Annotated in this window: 16 protein-coding genes; 13 read left to right on the forward strand and 3 right to left on the reverse strand. The window is 59.0% G+C overall.

From position 1 onward, the window contains the following. Nucleotides 1–245 precede the first annotated feature (245 nt). On the reverse strand, nucleotides 246–1,466 hold the full coding sequence (locus HX807_RS18040) for a CaiB/BaiF CoA-transferase family protein (RefSeq protein WP_134325507.1): 1,221 nt from the start codon (nucleotides 1,464–1,466) through the stop codon (nucleotides 246–248). A 13-nt stretch (nucleotides 1,467–1,479) separates the two neighbouring features. Next, a complete protein-coding gene (locus HX807_RS18045) occupies nucleotides 1,480–2,661 on the reverse strand; it encodes an acyl-CoA dehydrogenase (RefSeq protein ID WP_010168706.1) in 1,182 nt (393 codons plus the stop codon). A gap of 157 nt (nucleotides 2,662–2,818) precedes the next feature. Between HX807_RS18045 and HX807_RS18050 the strand changes: the two genes are divergently transcribed. The 11 genes from HX807_RS18050 to HX807_RS18100 all read left to right on the forward strand — a co-directional run bounded on the left by HX807_RS18050 (nucleotide 2,819) and on the right by HX807_RS18100 (nucleotide 12,915). Beyond that, nucleotides 2,819–3,718 carry a LysR family transcriptional regulator gene (locus HX807_RS18050; protein ID WP_003214745.1) on the forward strand — a complete coding sequence of 300 codons (900 nt, stop codon included), beginning with the start codon at nucleotides 2,819–2,821 and terminating at the stop codon, nucleotides 3,716–3,718. 447 nt (nucleotides 3,719–4,165) lie between these two features. Beyond that, nucleotides 4,166–5,287 (forward strand): Re/Si-specific NAD(P)(+) transhydrogenase subunit alpha, encoded by a 1,122-nt coding sequence (locus HX807_RS18055; RefSeq protein WP_177050638.1) that lies wholly within the window; start codon nucleotides 4,166–4,168, stop codon nucleotides 5,285–5,287. A 15-nt stretch (nucleotides 5,288–5,302) separates the two neighbouring features. Next, nucleotides 5,303–5,626, forward strand: coding sequence for an NAD(P) transhydrogenase subunit alpha (locus HX807_RS18060; RefSeq protein WP_008439664.1), 324 nt, complete (start codon nucleotides 5,303–5,305; stop codon nucleotides 5,624–5,626). Next, complete coding sequence (locus HX807_RS18065) at nucleotides 5,623–7,059, forward strand: NAD(P)(+) transhydrogenase (Re/Si-specific) subunit beta (RefSeq protein WP_003214748.1); 1,437 nt, start codon at nucleotides 5,623–5,625, stop codon at nucleotides 7,057–7,059. Before HX807_RS18060 ends, HX807_RS18065 begins: the two co-directional genes overlap by 4 nt. A gap of 179 nt (nucleotides 7,060–7,238) precedes the next feature. Further along, nucleotides 7,239–8,732 carry an acetyl-CoA hydrolase/transferase family protein gene (locus tag HX807_RS18070; RefSeq protein WP_177050639.1) on the forward strand — a complete coding sequence of 498 codons (1,494 nt, stop codon included), beginning with the start codon at nucleotides 7,239–7,241 and terminating at the stop codon, nucleotides 8,730–8,732. A gap of 318 nt (nucleotides 8,733–9,050) precedes the next feature. Continuing rightward, nucleotides 9,051–9,266: a DUF1127 domain-containing protein gene (locus tag HX807_RS18075; RefSeq protein WP_003214752.1), complete on the forward strand. Its 216-nt coding sequence runs from the start codon at nucleotides 9,051–9,053 to the stop codon at nucleotides 9,264–9,266. 262 nt (nucleotides 9,267–9,528) lie between these two features. Beyond that, on the forward strand, nucleotides 9,529–9,723 hold the full coding sequence (locus HX807_RS18080) for a DUF1127 domain-containing protein (RefSeq protein WP_177050641.1): 195 nt from the start codon (nucleotides 9,529–9,531) through the stop codon (nucleotides 9,721–9,723). A 151-nt stretch (nucleotides 9,724–9,874) separates the two neighbouring features. Then, a complete protein-coding gene (locus HX807_RS18085) occupies nucleotides 9,875–10,195 on the forward strand; it encodes a DUF2388 domain-containing protein (RefSeq protein ID WP_008439660.1) in 321 nt (106 codons plus the stop codon). A 106-nt stretch (nucleotides 10,196–10,301) separates the two neighbouring features. Further along, nucleotides 10,302–10,610 (forward strand): DUF2388 domain-containing protein, encoded by a 309-nt coding sequence (locus HX807_RS18090; RefSeq protein ID WP_008439654.1) that lies wholly within the window; start codon nucleotides 10,302–10,304, stop codon nucleotides 10,608–10,610. Nucleotides 10,611–10,636: 26 nt separating this feature from the next. Continuing rightward, nucleotides 10,637–10,957, forward strand: a complete 321-nt coding sequence (locus HX807_RS18095; RefSeq protein ID WP_003214760.1) for a DUF2388 domain-containing protein — start codon at nucleotides 10,637–10,639, stop codon at nucleotides 10,955–10,957. After that, nucleotides 10,954–12,915 (forward strand): DUF4105 domain-containing protein, encoded by a 1,962-nt coding sequence (locus HX807_RS18100; protein WP_003214762.1) that lies wholly within the window; start codon nucleotides 10,954–10,956, stop codon nucleotides 12,913–12,915. The genes HX807_RS18095 and HX807_RS18100 overlap by 4 nt, the downstream gene beginning before the upstream one ends. Here HX807_RS18100 and HX807_RS18105 read toward each other — a convergent pair. After that, entirely contained in the window at nucleotides 12,912–13,313 is a 402-nt protein-coding gene (locus tag HX807_RS18105; RefSeq protein WP_087694541.1) for a GFA family protein, read from the reverse strand. The two genes, HX807_RS18100 and HX807_RS18105, sit on opposite strands and share 4 nt — an antisense overlap. Before the next feature lie 272 nt (nucleotides 13,314–13,585). On the opposite strand from HX807_RS18105, the gene HX807_RS18110 reads away from it, so the two are divergent. Further along, nucleotides 13,586–14,893 carry a CitMHS family transporter gene (locus HX807_RS18110; RefSeq protein WP_003214766.1) on the forward strand — a complete coding sequence of 436 codons (1,308 nt, stop codon included), beginning with the start codon at nucleotides 13,586–13,588 and terminating at the stop codon, nucleotides 14,891–14,893. A gap of 65 nt (nucleotides 14,894–14,958) precedes the next feature. Then, entirely contained in the window at nucleotides 14,959–15,726 is a 768-nt protein-coding gene (locus tag HX807_RS18115) for a TerC family protein (RefSeq protein WP_003214768.1), read from the forward strand. Nucleotides 15,727–15,814: the final 88 nt, after the last annotated feature.

Genomic DNA, 15,814 nt, shown 5'->3' on the forward strand with positions numbered 1-15,814 from the left:
GCCTTACTAACTCCTTCTGGGCCTCGATGATCTGAAGCAACTCGTTGTCGAAACCTACATAACTCATTGTTTACCAAGGAGTTTTCCGTTTCGACTGCGCCGGAAGTGGGGCGAATTATAGACTTCCAGAATCTGCCGTCAACCCTTAATTCAGCTTTTCTATCAAATAGGCATTTCTGGCTAAAAACCGACCAACTTCCCTCCATATAGAGAGCCTCAACAACCCTCTATATAGAAGAGAAGCTTCAGATGACCCCGGCCTCCCTCAAAGCCGACACATTCGCTGGCGTCAAACCCAGCACTTGCTGCAGCACCTGATGGGTATGCTCACCCAACAGCGGAGGTGCGCTGCGGTATTCAACAGGCGTCTTGGACAGGCGCATAGGACTTGCCACCTGGGGCACAGTACCAGCCAACGCATGAGGCAACTGCATCGCCAACCCGCGCGCTTTTACCTGAGGATCGGCAAACACCTGCGCCAGGTCATTGATCGGGCCGCAAGGCACACCTACTCGCTCCAGCTGAACTACCCATTCAGCCGTGCTCTTGAACACGGTAGCCTGACGGATCAACGGAATCAGCACCGCCCTGTTAGCCACTCGCAGCTTATTAGTAGCAAACCTAGGATCATCCGCCCACTGGGGCTGCCCAGCCACTTCGGCAAATTTGCGGAACTGCCCATCATTACCCACAGTAAGAATGAAGTCGCCATCCGCCGTAGGAAAATCCTGATAGGGAACGATATTCGGATGAGCGTTACCCAGGCGCTTTGGAGAGACGCCCGTCGTCAGGTAGTTCATCGCCTGATTAGCCAGACAAGCCACCTGCACATCCAGCAACGCCATATCGATATGCTGGCCGCCACCATCATGATCCCGGTGAGCCATGGCCGCCAGGATCGCAACTGTCGAGTAAAGCCCCGTAAGAATATCCGTCAGCGCCACTCCAACCTTAACCGGCCCGGCGCCGTCTTCACCCTCCGGGCGGCCAGTCAGGCTCATCAGCCCGCCAAGCCCCTGGATCATGAAGTCGTAGCCCGCCCGCGTCGCATAGGGCCCGGTCTGACCAAACCCGGTAATCGAGCAGTAGATCAACTCCGGATTGATCTCCTTGAGCGACTCATAGTCCAACCCATAGGCCGCCAAGCCGCCTACCTTGAAGTTCTCGATCAGAATGTCGGACTTCGCCGCCAGGTCACGCACCAGCTTCTGGCCCTCCGGCCGCGTGAAGTCGATCGTCACCGATTCCTTGTTGCGATTGGCAGACAGGTAATACGCCGCCTCAGTGGTGTTTTCCCCATACGCATCCTTGAGGAAGGGTGGCCCCCAGGCACGAGTGTCGTCGCCATTCCCGGGCCGCTCGACCTTGATCACTTCAGCGCCAAGGTCTGCAAGTATCTGCCCGGCCCAAGGGCCCGCCAGCACTCGCGACAAATCCAGTACCCGCAGGTGCGAAAGCGCGCCCATGGTCGTTCTCCTATTAATAGAACGCTTGAATACCGGTTTGCGCTCGCCCCAGGATCAATGCATGCACGTCGTGAGTACCCTCATAGGTATTCACCACTTCAAGGTTGACCAGGTGGCGGGCAATGCCGAACTCATCCGAGATGCCGTTACCACCGAGCATGTCACGCGCCATCCGGGCAATGTCGAGCGACTTGCCACACGAGTTACGCTTCATGATCGAGGTGATTTCCACAGCCGCAGTGCCCTCATCCTTCATACGACCCAACCGCAGGCATCCTTGCAGCGCCAGGGTGATTTCAGTCTGCATGTCTGCGAGCTTCTTCTGGATCAGTTGAGTAGCCGCCAAAGGCCGCCCGAACTGCTGGCGATCAAGGGTGTACTGACGCGCGGTATGCCAGCAGAACTCCGCGGCCCCCAAGGCACCCCACGAGATCCCGTAGCGTGCCGAGTTAAGGCAAGTGAACGGTCCTTTCAGGCCACGCACATCCGGGAAGATGTTCTCTTCAGGAACAAACACGTTATCCATGACGATTTCACCGGTGATCGAGGCGCGCAATCCGACCTTGCCGTGGATCGCCGGAGCACTCAGGCCTTTCCAACCCTTTTCCAGCACGAAGCCGCGAATGTCGCCCGCATCGTCCTTGCCCCACACCACGAACACATCCGCAATCGGGCTGTTGGTAATCCACATCTTGCTGCCAGTGAGGCTGTAGCCGCCATCCACTTTGCGCGCGCGGGTAATCATCGCGCCCGGGTCGGAACCATGGTTAGGCTCGGTCAGGCCAAAGCAGCCAATCCATTCACCAGAGGCCAGCTTCGGCAGGTATTTCTGCTTTTGCGCTTCGGTACCGAATTCATTGATAGGCACCATCACCAGTGAGGACTGCACACTCATCATCGAACGGTAGCCAGAGTCCACACGCTCTACTTCACGAGCGATCAGGCCATAGCTGACGTAGTTCAATCCACTGCCACCGTACTGCTCTGGAATCATCGCCCCCAGCAGGCCGGTCTCACCCATTTCGCGGAAGATCGCAGGGTCAGTCTTTTCATGGCGGAAGGCTTCGAGAACACGGGGCGCCAGCTTGTCCTGGGCGAACTGTTCGGCACTGTCGCGCACCATGCGTTCTTCTTCGGTGAGCTGTGAATCCAGCAGCAGTGGATCGATCCAGTTGAAGCTTGCCTTACCGCCCATGAGTGAGTCCTCGCGAAGTAAATCAAAAGTCGTGCATGGAGCCTAGGCCGGGCAGGCGAGGAGGGCAAACGAGGATTTTGCATAGCCTTGTGCTAATTTCTCACTCCGTAACATTCAAAAGCGGCATAGATGCTCTTTACTTGTGAGGTCACGGTACATGCGCAGAAAAATTCCCAGCACCACGGCGCTGGTCAGTTTCGAGGCTGCAGCCCGCCACGAGAGCTTTACCAAGGCGGCACAGGAGCTTTCGATCACCCAGGGCGCAATCTGCCGACAAATCGCCAGTCTTGAGGAGTTTTTAAGTGTCGAGCTGTTTCGACGCTCGCGCCGGGGCGTGAAACTGACAGAAGCAGGGCTTTCCTACAGTCGCCGGGTGGCTACGCAACTTGACGCCGTGGAACGCGACACCCTTTCGATCATGGGACAGCAGGGCACCAACGTTATTGAACTGGCGGTGGTCCCGACCTTCGGCACCCAATGGCTGATCCCGCGCCTCAAGGACTTTCAGCACCAGCATCCCGAAGTCACCGTCAACCTGACCAACCGCACACGGCCTTTCCTGTTCGCCGATACCGAATTCGACGCGGCAATCTACTTTGGCGATGCCGACTGGTCCGGTACCGAATCCCACAAACTGATGGGAGAAAACCCGCTCCCGGTATGCAGCCCGCGCTTGCTGGGCGATCGCACGCACTTCACTGCACACGAAATCGCCGAACTGCCCCTGCTGCAACAAACCACTCGACCCTATGCCTGGCGCCAGTGGTTCAACGCGCAACAGCTGGACATACCCCGCGACATGACAGGCCCGCGTTACGAGCTATTCTCCATGTTGTCCCAGGCAGCCATGCACGATATGGGCATTGCACTGATACCGCCGTTCCTTATTCAAAGGGAACTGAGCGATGGGCACTTGGTGATTGCCAGCCCTCAGGTACTGGCGAGCTCAAAGGCTTACTACCTGATGATTCCCGAGAGAAAGGTCGAATCAGCTTCTCTGCATGCGTTCAGAGACTGGCTGATTGATCAGTCGCATCGTTACAACCCCAATATCTAAAGGGTCTTCGTCAATTTATTAACTTTGTAGTCAACAAAATAAAATACCTACATATGTATATATATGTCGCAATTTAGAAGACCGCATCTTTTGACCCTGAAATGGCCTTTAAGCCATGTAGGTATTGGCCTGTAGCCATAAAATTGCAGCGATGCCCAAGCATTCACGTCGGCGATGGAGAAGCGCTGATATTTCGGTAAAAACTCTTTAATCTCCTGTATTTAAACGAATTTAATCTATCCATTGCGACAATCGGTCACGGGGTGACTTGTAGTTAATTTTTCGTCACCCGTCATAATCTCTTGAAGGCCGTAAAGTTCGCCTGCAAAATGCCGCGCCCCGCTGTATTTCAGCGGGATCGTGCTGATCGGCCGCCCAGATTCGCCTGTCGTGGCGCACTGGCCTTTTACAAAAATCAAAGCAAAAAGATCATGCAGGAGATTTGACGTGCACATTGGTGTTCCTCTCGAAACCCAGACCGGTGAAACGCGGGTGGCTGCCACCCCGGAAACCATCAAGAAGCTGATCGGCCAGGGCCACAAGGTCACTGTGCAAAGCGGGGCAGGCATCAATGCCAGTGTCGTCGACAGTGCCTATGAAGCAGCGGGCGCAACCATTGGCAGCGCCAGTGATGCATTCGGCGCCGAGCTGATCCTCAAGGTGGTCGCCCCCACTGACAGCGAACTGACGCTGATCAAAAGCGGCGCAGTGCTGGTGGGCATGCTCAATCCGTTCAGCAACGAAACCATCACTCGACTGGCCGAGCATGGCATCACGGCCTTTGCCCTTGAGGCCGCGCCGCGCACCTCCCGCGCGCAGAGCCTGGATGTGCTTTCTTCCCAGGCAAACATTGCCGGCTACAAGGCTGTACTGCTCGCCGCCCATCACTACCCACGCTTCATGCCAATGCTGATGACCGCCGCCGGTACGGTGAAAGCCGCTCGCGTGCTGATTCTTGGAGCTGGTGTAGCAGGGCTGCAGGCGATCGCTACCGCGAAACGCCTGGGTGCGGTCATCGAAGCGTCCGACGTGCGTCCGGCGGTAAAGGAACAGATCGAATCCCTGGGCGCCAAGTTCGTCGACGTGCCATACGAAACTGATGAAGAACGTGAATGCGCGGTTGGCGTGGGCGGTTACGCGCGCCCAATGCCAACAAGCTGGATGCAGCGCCAGGCCCTGGCCGTGCATGAACGTGCCAAGCAAGCCGACATCGTCATCACCACCGCACTGATTCCGGGCCGCAAGGCACCGACCCTGCTCAGCGCCGAGACCGTCGCTCAGATGAAGCCAGGCTCGGTGGTCATCGACCTCGCCGCAGCCCAGGGCGGCAACTGCCCGCTGACCGTGGCAGACCAGGTGGTCGTGGAAAACGGTGTGACCATCTGCGGCCCGACCAACCTGGCCGGCGCCGTCGCCGCCGATGCCTCGGCGCTGTACGCACGCAACCTGCTGGACTTCCTGAAGCTGGTCTTCACCAAGGAAGGGCAGTTTGAAATCAACCTCGAAGACGACATCGTCGCCGCGTGCCTGATGTGCCGCGACGGCCAAGTCATCCGCAAAAACGCCTAAGCAGGGATTCAGACGATGGAAGAGCTTATTTCCCCCGGTATCTACAACCTGATCATCTTCGTGCTGGCGATTTATGTCGGTTATCACGTGGTCTGGAACGTCACCCCGGCCCTGCACACCCCGCTGATGGCCGTGACCAACGCAATTTCGGCGATCGTGATCGTCGGCGCCATGCTGGCAGCCGCACTCACCGTGACACCACTGGGCAAGACCATGGGCACCCTGGCCGTAGCCCTCGCGGCGGTCAACGTGTTCGGTGGCTTCCTGGTTACCCGCAGGATGCTTGAGATGTTCAAGAAGAAAGCCCCGAAAGCAAAAGAAGAGGCGCCATCGTCATGAGCATGAATCTGGTCACGACGCTCTACCTGATCGCGTCGATCTGCTTTATCCAGGCCCTTAAAGGCCTGTCACACCCGACGACGTCCCGGCGCGGCAACCTGTTCGGCATGCTCGGCATGGCGCTGGCAGTGCTCACCACCGTGGGCCTCATCTATAAGCTCGGCGCCGAGCTGGCCACTGCCGGAATTGGCTACGTCATCGTTGGCCTGCTGGTCGGCGGCACCGCCGGCTCGATCATGGCCAAGCGCGTGGAAATGACCAAGATGCCGGAGCTGGTGGCGTTCATGCACAGCATGATCGGCCTGGCTGCAGTGTTTATCGCCATCGCCGCAGTCGTGGAACCACAGTCGCTGGGTATCGTGAAACACCTGGGGGATTCGATCCCCGCCGGTAACCGCCTGGAGTTGTTCCTCGGTGCAGCCATCGGTGCAATTACGTTCTCCGGCTCGGTCATCGCCTTCGGCAAGCTGTCGGGTAAGTACAAGTTCCGCCTGTTTCAGGGCGCACCAGTACAGTTCGGCGGTCAGCACAAGCTGAACCTGGTGCTGGGGCTGTTGACGCTGGGCCTGGGCCTGGCCTTCATGTTCACCGGCAACCTCAGCGCCTTCGCATTGATGCTGGCCCTGGCGTTCGTGCTGGGCGTGCTGATCATTATCCCGATTGGCGGCGCCGACATGCCGGTGGTCGTCTCGATGCTCAACAGCTACTCCGGCTGGGCTGCGGCGGGGATCGGCTTCTCGCTGAACAACTCGATGCTGATCATCGCCGGTTCGCTGGTGGGTTCAAGCGGTGCGATCCTGTCGTACATCATGTGCAAGGCGATGAACCGCTCCTTCTTTAATGTACTGCTCGGCGGTTTCGGCAACACGGCAGACGCCGCCGGCCCGGCCGGCTCGAAAGAAGCGCGCCCGGTGAAATCCGGCTCGGCTGACGATGCAACCTTCCTGCTGACCAACGCCGATACCGTAATCATCGTACCGGGCTACGGCCTGGCGGTGGCACGGGCACAACATGCGCTGAAAGAGCTGACCGAGAAGCTGACCCACCGCGGCGTGACCGTGAAGTACGCGATCCACCCGGTTGCAGGCCGTATGCCTGGTCACATGAACGTATTGCTGGCCGAGGCAGAAGTGCCTTACGACCAGGTGTTCGAGATGGAAGACATCAACTCCGAGTTCGGCCAGGCCGACGTGGTGCTGGTGCTAGGCGCCAACGACGTGGTCAACCCGGCCGCCAAGAACGATCCCAAGTCGCCCATCGCGGGCATGCCGATCCTCGAAGCGTTCAAGGCCAAGACCATCATCGTCAACAAGCGCTCGATGGCCAGCGGCTATGCCGGCCTGGACAACGAACTGTTCTACCTGGACAAGACCATGATGGTCTTCGGCGACGCCAAGAAGGTCATCGAAGACATGGTCAAGGCCGTCGAATAAACACTGCGCCAGCGCAATACCCAAAACCCTGGCCTTTAGTAGGCTGGGGTTTTTTATTACCGGTAAAAACCGACAAAAGGCTCTAAATCGCTGCCTGGCATTCGACCATGGTAGCGGGACGAAATTTTTTGAAATCACTAGACTGCGCATCTTGCTTCCGTAGCCCGAGATAACAATCCATGTACCGTGATCGTATCCGCTTGCCTTCGTTGTTGAACAAGGTCATGAGCGCGGCTGACGCTGCCGCACTGATCCAGGACGGCATGACCGTCGGCATGAGCGGCTTCACCCGCGCCGGTGAAGCCAAGGCCGTGCCCCACGCCTTGGCCGAACGCGCCAAGACATCACCGCTGAAAATTACCCTGATGACCGGCGCCAGCCTGGGCAACGACCTGGACAAGCAACTGACCGAAGCCGGTGTACTGTCGCGACGCATGCCATTCCAGGTAGATAGCACCCTGCGCAAGGCGATCAACGCCGGCGAGGTGATGTTTATCGACCAGCATTTGTCGGAAACCGTCGAGCAGCTGCGCAACAATCAGCTCAAGCTACCGGACATCGCGGTGATCGAAGCCGTATCGATCACCGAGCAAGGCCACATTGTGCCAACCACTTCCGTGGGTAACTCCGCCAGTTTCGCGATTTTCGCCAAGCAGGTGATCGTCGAGATCAACATGGCGCATAACCCGAACCTGGAAGGCCTGCACGACATCTATATCCCGAGCTATCGCCCGACCCGCACGCCAATTCCGCTGGTGGCCGTGGACGACCGTATCGGCAGCACCGCGATTCCGATTCCGCCGGAAAAGATCGTCGCGATCGTCATCACCAATCAGGCGGATTCGGCCTCCACCGTGACGCCGCCCGACAGCGACACCCAGTCGATCGCCAATCACCTGATCAACTTCCTTAAAGAAGAAGTCGACGCCGGACGCATGACCAACAAGCTCGGCCCGCTGCAGGCAGGCATCGGCAACATTGCCAATGCGGTGATGTGCGGTTTGATCGAGTCGCCCTTCGAAGACCTGACGATGTATTCGGAAGTCCTCCAGGATTCCACATTCGACCTGATCGACGCAGGCAAGCTGAGCTTTGCCTCAGGCAGTTCGATCACATTGTCGGAACGGCGCAACGCCGACGTGTTCGGCAACCTGGAGCGCTACAAAGACAAATTGGTGCTGCGGCCCCAGGAAATCTCCAATCACCCGGAAGTGGTGCGGCGCCTGGGCATCATCGGCATTAACACCGCGCTGGAGTTCGACATCTATGGCAACGTCAACTCCACCCACGTCTGCGGCACCCGGATGATGAACGGAATTGGCGGCTCGGGCGACTTCGCGCGCAACGCGCACCTGGCGATCTTTGTCACCAAGTCGATTGCCAAGGCCGGCGCGATTTCCAGCGTGGTGCCAATGGTCAGCCATGTGGACCATACCGAGCATGACGTCGACATCCTCGTGACCGAGGTCGGCCTGGCGGACCTGCGGGGCCTGGCGCCGCGGGAGCGGGCTCGGGTCATCATCGACAACTGTGTGCACCCGGCGTACCGCGATGCCCTGAACACCTACTTCACCCAAGCCTGTGTGCTGGGCGGGCACACCCCGCATATCCTGCGAGAAGCACTGAGTTGGCACATCAACCTGGAAGAAACCGGGCATATGCTGAAGGCGTGATTGATACAGATTCGGGCTGATGCAAACACAGTTTCATCAGCCCGAGCTTCCGAGCCCAACTTTTATAAAAAACTGTACTGCTGTACCGGTCATTTCCTACTGAAATATCCTACCTCGAACTCCATAAACGCCTAAAACGCACCATAAAAGTGCCGACAGGTACAGTTGCCCCAATTTCGTACAGTACAGCCCCTATAAACAGTTAACTGGCCCCTCACAATACAGGTGAACTGTATCTAGAGAGTCTTGCCTGGGAGGAGGATCATTGGCACCAGTTAAACCACTACCTAATCCCGCCACAAGCGGAAGGATGTCATCATGGAACGTACACTCAGTTCCGATCTGTTCTTCGAAGAAAAAGCTGTAAACACCCAGGCTTCCCTGCCTCTGCGCGTTCTCGCCAACCTGATGTTGTGGCAGCGCCGCATCTCCAGCCGCCATCAACTGGCTCGTCTGGATTCGCGTCTGCTGGCTGACGCCGGTATCAGCGAAGCACAACGCTACGAAGAGCTGAGCAAGCCGTTCTGGCGCTAATTAGCGTCCGCTGGCCCTGACCCACCGGGTCCACCGCCAGCACTCCGAATTGTTAAAGCAGAACCCGCCCCGGGTAACCGGCGGCGGGTTCTGCTGTTTCTGGGATTTGGATTTTCAATGGCGGAAACAGTCGGCTTTCTACAGACCGATACAGTTTAAAAAATATAACAATTAAGCAGTACAATTTAACCCGCGTGTATCTGTACCGGTAGCACCCTCCAGCCCAAGATGGTGTTCCAGGACCTCATGAAAGGCGCGCGTCATGAATACCAAAAACCAGCAACACCCTCGGTTGATACAGCTACTCAAGCGCACCGCTGCAGCACTCGTCTGCTGGGGGCAATGGGCCCGCACACGCAGGCTGCTGGCTCAACCGGATCCGCGGGAATTGTCCGATGCGGGTATCAGTCACGGCGACCGGGCATCTGAGCTGGCCAAATCGTTCTGGCGCGAGTAATCACCGCAGGAAGCTATCCGAACAGATAAGCGGCGGCTAATATCCGGCTACCACGTGGCGAACCCTGTAGAACGGGCGTCTGATGCCCATGGTCTCGCTGCTCAAGCAGTAGCTTTGTGCCACCCTTTCGTTCATTTACAGGAGTCACCCCATGTCCCGTCTTCACCTGCTGAGCGCTGCAGCCCTGTTGGCCCTGGCTGCCAATGCCAACGCCTCCAGCCTGATCGTGACCACGGATTCGATCGTCGGCGCACTGAAAGCCACCTCAGACGCCACCTCCGATGCCACTTCCTCCCTGCGTGACAACAAGGTCGTACGTGCCGCCCGTGACGACGCCGCCAGCTTCGTTGCCAGCGAAGGCGCCATCCGTGGCGTAAAACTGGAAAGCGCCCTGGCCCAGATCCGCCAACAGGCTCCACAACTGAATACCGCGACTGACGCGCAGCTGGCCCAGGCGATCCTGGCCATCTGACCGCAGGTGGGATAAAGGGGGCGCCAGGCGCTCCCCGAACCCTCCGCGCTGGCTCTCGCCCGGGCATTGCGCTAGCCTTGGCGCTCGTTTTCAGTTGTCGAGTCCCATGGCTTTTTCATACCGCCTGTTGATCGCTCCCGTAGTGTTTTGCACCTGCTGGTCCACGCAAGCTCCGGCCTTTGACCTGTCCACCCAGAGCCTCGTTGTCAGTGCGTATGCCACCAGCAAAGTGACCTCCGCACCGTTCGACCATAAACTGATACTGGCCGCCCAGGATGACGCTGCCGCTTTCATTGCCACTGACGGCCAATGGCGGGGAGCCCGACTGGAATCAGCGCTGGATTATCTGCGCCATACCCAGCCAAAACTTAACGCCAGTGACCTTGAACTGGCGCAAGCAATTCTCGTCCAATAATCATCTTTGTATTTCGGAGTCATTCCATGCGTAGCCCGCTGATCGCCGCCGCTCTCGGCCTGCTGTTGTTGGCCGGTGTTGCCCAGGCACAAACCCTGAAGGCCACCAGTAACATCATCGTCCGAGCCTCGGCCCGTACCATCGATTTCACCTCGGACACCACCACGTCCATCCGCGACTCCAAAGTCGTACGCGAAGCCCACGACGATGCCGCCAGTTTCGTCGCCAGCAATGGCGAGATTCGTGGCGCTCAACTGGAAGCCGCCTTCGACACCCTGCGAACCCGCGTGCCGGAAGCCCGCGACGCCAGCGACCAGGTCCTCGCCGAAGCTATCCTCTCTCTGTGAGGCGCATTGCCGCCTGGCTACTGGCCGGCACCTTGCTGCTGGGCGCCAGCGCGGCTCAGGCCGCCCTGCAACTGCGGCTCAAGACCGATGGCTTGAGCCCGGCCCAGCAGCAGGCGAGCCAGGCATTGCTGGATGAAGCGATGCAGGCGTTGCCGCCGCGCTTCATCGAGCAACTGGACCGGACCATCGACGTCGGCTGGACCGACAAGATGCCCGAGAACGCCTACGGCCAGGCTTCGCTGGTGTCCGAACTGGACCTCAACAGCAACTTGCTGGAAAGCCTTACCGACGGCAGTGCCGCGACGCAAAAAACCAATCGCCCCCACGGCACCGTGCGCCGGGAAATGCTCGCCACCGTGCTGCATGAACTGACCCACATCTATGACCGTGCCCGCCTGTGGTCCAGCGCCGACCGCAAGCTGATCCAGCGTTGCAGCCGCCAGAACAACATCACCGGCCTGATCGGCCTGCCCGATCAATGCCGGGGCCAGAACGACCGCCGCTTTACCCTCAGCGATGACCCACGCCTGCTGGACCTCGCCGGGTGGCCGCAATACGTCGGCCGTCGCGGCGAACGTGAACAGAACAACCATCAGGTCGCCCGCAGCCCGGACATCTACGAAACCACCAGCCCGCTGGAATTCGTCGCCGTCAACATGGAGTACTTCCTCCTCGACCCGAGCTATGCCTGCCGCCGGCCTTCGCTGTACCGCTATTACAAGGAACACTTTGGCTGGGCGCCGCCCGCCAAGGACACCTGTGCCAAAACCTACGCCTTCCTCAACGCCGGCAACGACTTCGCCAAGACTCCACTGGGCCAGGTCGACCCCGAGCGGGTCTACGAAATCGACTACCTGCTGGCCGAAGCCAACCAGAACCTCGTGAGTCGCTGGGGCCACAGCATGCTGCGCCTGGTGATCTGCGCCCCCGGCCGGCCACGGGGCCCGGACTGCCGCCTGGACCTGGACCAGCACCTGGTGTTGTCCTACCGCGCGTTTGTCGGTGACGTGCAACTGTCGAGCTGGGACGGCCTGATCGGCAAATACCCGTCGCGGCTGTTCGTGCTGCCGCTGTCTCAGGTCATTGACGAGTACACCAAGACCGAGCTGCGCGGCCTGGCGTCGGTGCCGTTGAAGCTCACGCGCCAGGAGATCAACGATACCGTCGAACACGCCGCCGAAATGCACTGGAGCTACGACGGCAACTACTTCTTCATCTCCAACAACTGCGCAGTCGAGAGCCTGAAACTGTTACGCAGCGGCAGCGCCAACCCGCAGCTGACCGGCCTGGACAACATCACGCCCAATGGCCTGCTGGAAGTCCTCAAGGGCCGAGGCCTGGCCGATACCAGTGTACTGGACGACAAAAAACGCGCGCTGCGCCTCGGCTATCACTTCGACTCCTTCCGCGAGCGCTACCAGGCGATGTTCGAGGTGTTGAAAAAGCGCCTGCCGATCAAACAGGCTGAAGTGGAGGATTGGTTGTCACTGAGTGCCGAAGAGCGCCGCCCATGGTTCGCCGAAGCCGACCTGCGCGCCAGCGCCGCCTTGTTGCTGCTGGAACAGGCGAGCTTCCGCAAGCAGCTCATGCTGGCCCAGGATGAAGTCAAGCAACGCTACCTTGGCGCCCGCGAGCTGAAGAACGGCGGCATGGAAAAGGCCAACGCGACGTTGCAGCAGATCCTTGCCAACAGTGGCTTCCTCAGTCGCCCGGCAGAGCTTCTGGGCACCAGCGGTTACGGCTTGCCACAACCAACAGAATCCAAACGCCTGGAATCAGAGAGCGCCGCGCGCCAGAAGCAGTTGCAGTCGCTGACCGGCGATCTGGACAAAGAGGTGAGGGCGCTGCTGGAACCGGCACGCGCGGCGGAGATTGCCGCATGTGAAGCCAACCTCAAGCAGCTAGGCGAGCACTTGCGCGCACTGCACAAGGCCTCCGGCGGGTTCGAACTGCCCTAGAGCGCTTCTCCGGCTTCTTCCGGTAGTTGCTCATCCAGGTGTAACCACGGCAATCGGCTCTCTACCCAGATGTGCCGATCTGCCGGGGCCAGCTCCGGGTGATCCAGGGTTGCGATGGTCACATCGATACTCTCGGTACTCAGTTGCGTTACCAGCGCCAAATGCGCCCCACAGTTAGAACAGAAATACCGCACGCATGTCGGCGAAGATTCGTACTGCGCCGGCGTTCCCGCCACCCAGGCGAACGCGGAACGGGGCAGGGTGATCCAGGTTGTCACCAAGCCGCCGCTGACCCGCCGGCAAATCGAACAGTGGCAGTGGGCAATATCCACCAACGCCCCGCTGAACTGATAACGCACCCGCCCGCAATGGCAGCCGCCTTGGTGTTGCTCATGCATGCTCTGTCTCCCACATCCTTATTTCATACAGGACCAGTCGTCCATTCAACGTAGCCCGTTTCTCAAGCGAAAGCTGGCTGAAAGCTTCCGGGACTAGGATCGCCCACCACTACCGGCAACAGACCGGTTGTTAACAACAACAATGGTGATTCCCGATGTCCGCCCGTACCCGCCTGTTTGCCCCGACTCCACCCGTACGCCTCGTGCCTTTCGTTCTGCGCTGACCCAACCGGTTCGCCATTCCCTAGCCGCGCTACGCCTGGAGTATTCCTATGCTGACTTTCCTTGGCTTTGCCATGGTCATCACGTTCATGTTCCTGATCATGACCAAGCGCCTGTCTGCGCTGATCGCCCTGATCATCGTACCGATCCTGTTCGCGCTGTTCGGCGGCTTTGCCCCGCAGATCGGCCCGATGATGCTCGCGGGCATCACCAAGCTTGCGCCGACCGGCGTAATGCTGATGTTTGCCATCCTCTATTTCGCCTTGATGATCGACTCCGGCCTGTTCGACCCGGCCGTGCGCAAGATCCTCAAGCTGGTCAAGGGCGACCCGCTGAAGGTCTCGGTCGGCACCGCCGTGCTGGCCCTGGTGGTATCACTGGACGGAGACGGCGCCACCACCTACATGATCTGCGTGGCCGCCATGCTGCCGCTGTACCAGCGCATTGGCATGAGCCCGCGGATCATGGCCGGCCTGATCATCCTCGCCGGTGGGGTGATGAACATGACCCCATGGGGTGGCCCGACCGCCCGCGCCGCCAGTGCATTGCACGTGGACCCATCGGATATTTTCGTACCGATGATTCCAGCCATGGCCGCCGGCGTCGTCGCCATCCTGGTGATTGCCTATATGTACGGCAAGCGCGAACGGGCACGCCTGGGCGAGTTGCACCTGCAAGGCGATGAAATCGACCACAGCGAAATCAGCGTCTCGCAATACCCGGACGCCCGCCGTCCGAAACTGATCTGGTTCAACGGCGCACTGACCTTCGCCCTGATGTGCACCTTGATCGCCGGCCTGTTGCCACTGCCAGTACTGTTCATGGTGGCCTTCAGTATCGCGATGATCGTCAACTACCCGTGCCTGCAGATGCAGAAAGACCGGATCGCCGCCCATGCCGGCAGCGTCCTGGCGGTCACCGGCCTGATCTTCGCCGCCGGTATCTTCACCGGCATCCTGTCCGGTACCGGCATGGTCGATGCCATGTCCAAGAGCCTGCTGGCCGTCATCCCTGACGCGCTGGGGCCTTATCTGGCCGTGATCACCGCGCTGGTGAGCATGCCGTTTACCTTCTTCATGTCCAACGATGCCTTCTACTACGGCGTTCTGCCGGTACTGGCCGAAGCCGCCAGCCACTACGGCATCACTGCCGTGGAAATGGCCCGCGCCTCGATCGTTGGCCAGCCTGTGCACTTGTTGAGCCCACTGGTTCCATCGACCTACTTGCTGGTAGCCCTGGCGGGTATCGAATTTGGCGATCACCAGCGCTTCACCCTCAAGTGGGCGGTGCTGGTGTGCCTGTGCATAATGGTCGCCGCTTTGCTGATGGGGATTTTTCCGCTGTTCAGCACTCTATAATCGTACAACTCACTGCGCCGGCTCTTAAGGCTGGCGCGGTCTAACACTCGCTCAAAGGAATACACATGGAATGGCTGACCAATCCGGAAATCTGGATTGCCTTCTTCACCCTGACGGCCCTCGAGATCGTCCTGGGCATCGATAACATCATCATGATTTCGATCCTGGTCAGCCGCATGCCCAAGCACATGCAGGCGCGTACCCGGATCTTCGGCCTGGCGCTGGCGATGGTCACGCGGATCCTGTTGCTGCTGTCGATCACTTGGGTCATGCGCCTCACCGACGATCTGTTCGTGGTGTTCGGCCAAGGCATTTCCGGCCGCGACCTGATCCTGTTCTTCGGTGGCCTGTTCCTGCTGTGGAAAAGCTCCCAGGAGATGTACCACGCCCTGGAAGGTGAAGACGAAACCCACGACGAGCCGAAGGGCGCCGGTGGCAAGTTCATCTACACCATCATCCAGATCGCGATCATCGACATCGTGTTCTCCCTCGACTCGGTGATTACCGCCGTTGGTATGGTTTCCCACGTACCGGTGATGGTGGCCGCGATCATCGTCGCCGTACTGGTGATGATGCTGGCCGCCGGCACCATCAGCGATTTCATCGACAAACACCCGTCGCTGAAGATGCTGGCGCTGTCGTTCCTGCTGGTGGTGGGTACCGTGCTGATCGCCGAAGCCTTCGACGTTCACGTGCCAAAAGGCTACGTTTACTTCGCCATGGCGTTCTCCCTGGCGGTTGAAGCGGTGAACATCAAGATGCGTACCGCCATCGCGAAAAAGAAGAAACAGCAGGACCCTGTGAAACTGCGCAAGGACATTCCGGGTCAATAACCTGGACCCGCTGCTGAAAAAGGGGCTTTAGAGCCCCTTTTTTTCATCTGCAAAAAGCTGATTTCATGACAGTTTTGTTTCAATCCCG

This window comes from Pseudomonas sp. D8002, from assembly GCF_013385695.1.
Lineage (GTDB): Bacteria > Pseudomonadota > Gammaproteobacteria > Pseudomonadales > Pseudomonadaceae > Aquipseudomonas.

What these genes read in the sequence shown, in the direction of transcription:
- HX807_RS18065 (WP_003214748.1), top strand. Translation starts at nt 5,623, where the DNA reads ATGAGCATGAATCTGGTCACGACGCTCTACCTGATCGCGTCGATCTGC.
- HX807_RS18090 (WP_008439654.1), top strand. Translation starts at nt 10,302, where the DNA reads ATGGCTTTTTCATACCGCCTGTTGATCGCTCCCGTAGTGTTTTGCACC.
- HX807_RS18075 (WP_003214752.1), top strand. Translation starts at nt 9,051, where the DNA reads ATGGAACGTACACTCAGTTCCGATCTGTTCTTCGAAGAAAAAGCTGTA.
- HX807_RS18070 (WP_177050639.1), top strand. Translation starts at nt 7,239, where the DNA reads ATGTACCGTGATCGTATCCGCTTGCCTTCGTTGTTGAACAAGGTCATG.
- HX807_RS18110 (WP_003214766.1), top strand. Translation starts at nt 13,586, where the DNA reads ATGCTGACTTTCCTTGGCTTTGCCATGGTCATCACGTTCATGTTCCTG.
- HX807_RS18095 (WP_003214760.1), top strand. Translation starts at nt 10,637, where the DNA reads ATGCGTAGCCCGCTGATCGCCGCCGCTCTCGGCCTGCTGTTGTTGGCC.
- HX807_RS18105 (WP_087694541.1), bottom strand. Translation starts at nt 13,313, where the DNA reads ATGCATGAGCAACACCAAGGCGGCTGCCATTGCGGGCGGGTGCGTTAT.
- HX807_RS18060 (WP_008439664.1), top strand. Translation starts at nt 5,303, where the DNA reads ATGGAAGAGCTTATTTCCCCCGGTATCTACAACCTGATCATCTTCGTG.
- HX807_RS18080 (WP_177050641.1), top strand. Translation starts at nt 9,529, where the DNA reads ATGAATACCAAAAACCAGCAACACCCTCGGTTGATACAGCTACTCAAG.
- HX807_RS18115 (WP_003214768.1), top strand. Translation starts at nt 14,959, where the DNA reads ATGGAATGGCTGACCAATCCGGAAATCTGGATTGCCTTCTTCACCCTG.
- HX807_RS18050 (WP_003214745.1), top strand. Translation starts at nt 2,819, where the DNA reads ATGCGCAGAAAAATTCCCAGCACCACGGCGCTGGTCAGTTTCGAGGCT.
- HX807_RS18040 (WP_134325507.1), bottom strand. Translation starts at nt 1,466, where the DNA reads ATGGGCGCGCTTTCGCACCTGCGGGTACTGGATTTGTCGCGAGTGCTG.
- HX807_RS18045 (WP_010168706.1), bottom strand. Translation starts at nt 2,661, where the DNA reads ATGGGCGGTAAGGCAAGCTTCAACTGGATCGATCCACTGCTGCTGGAT.
- HX807_RS18085 (WP_008439660.1), top strand. Translation starts at nt 9,875, where the DNA reads ATGTCCCGTCTTCACCTGCTGAGCGCTGCAGCCCTGTTGGCCCTGGCT.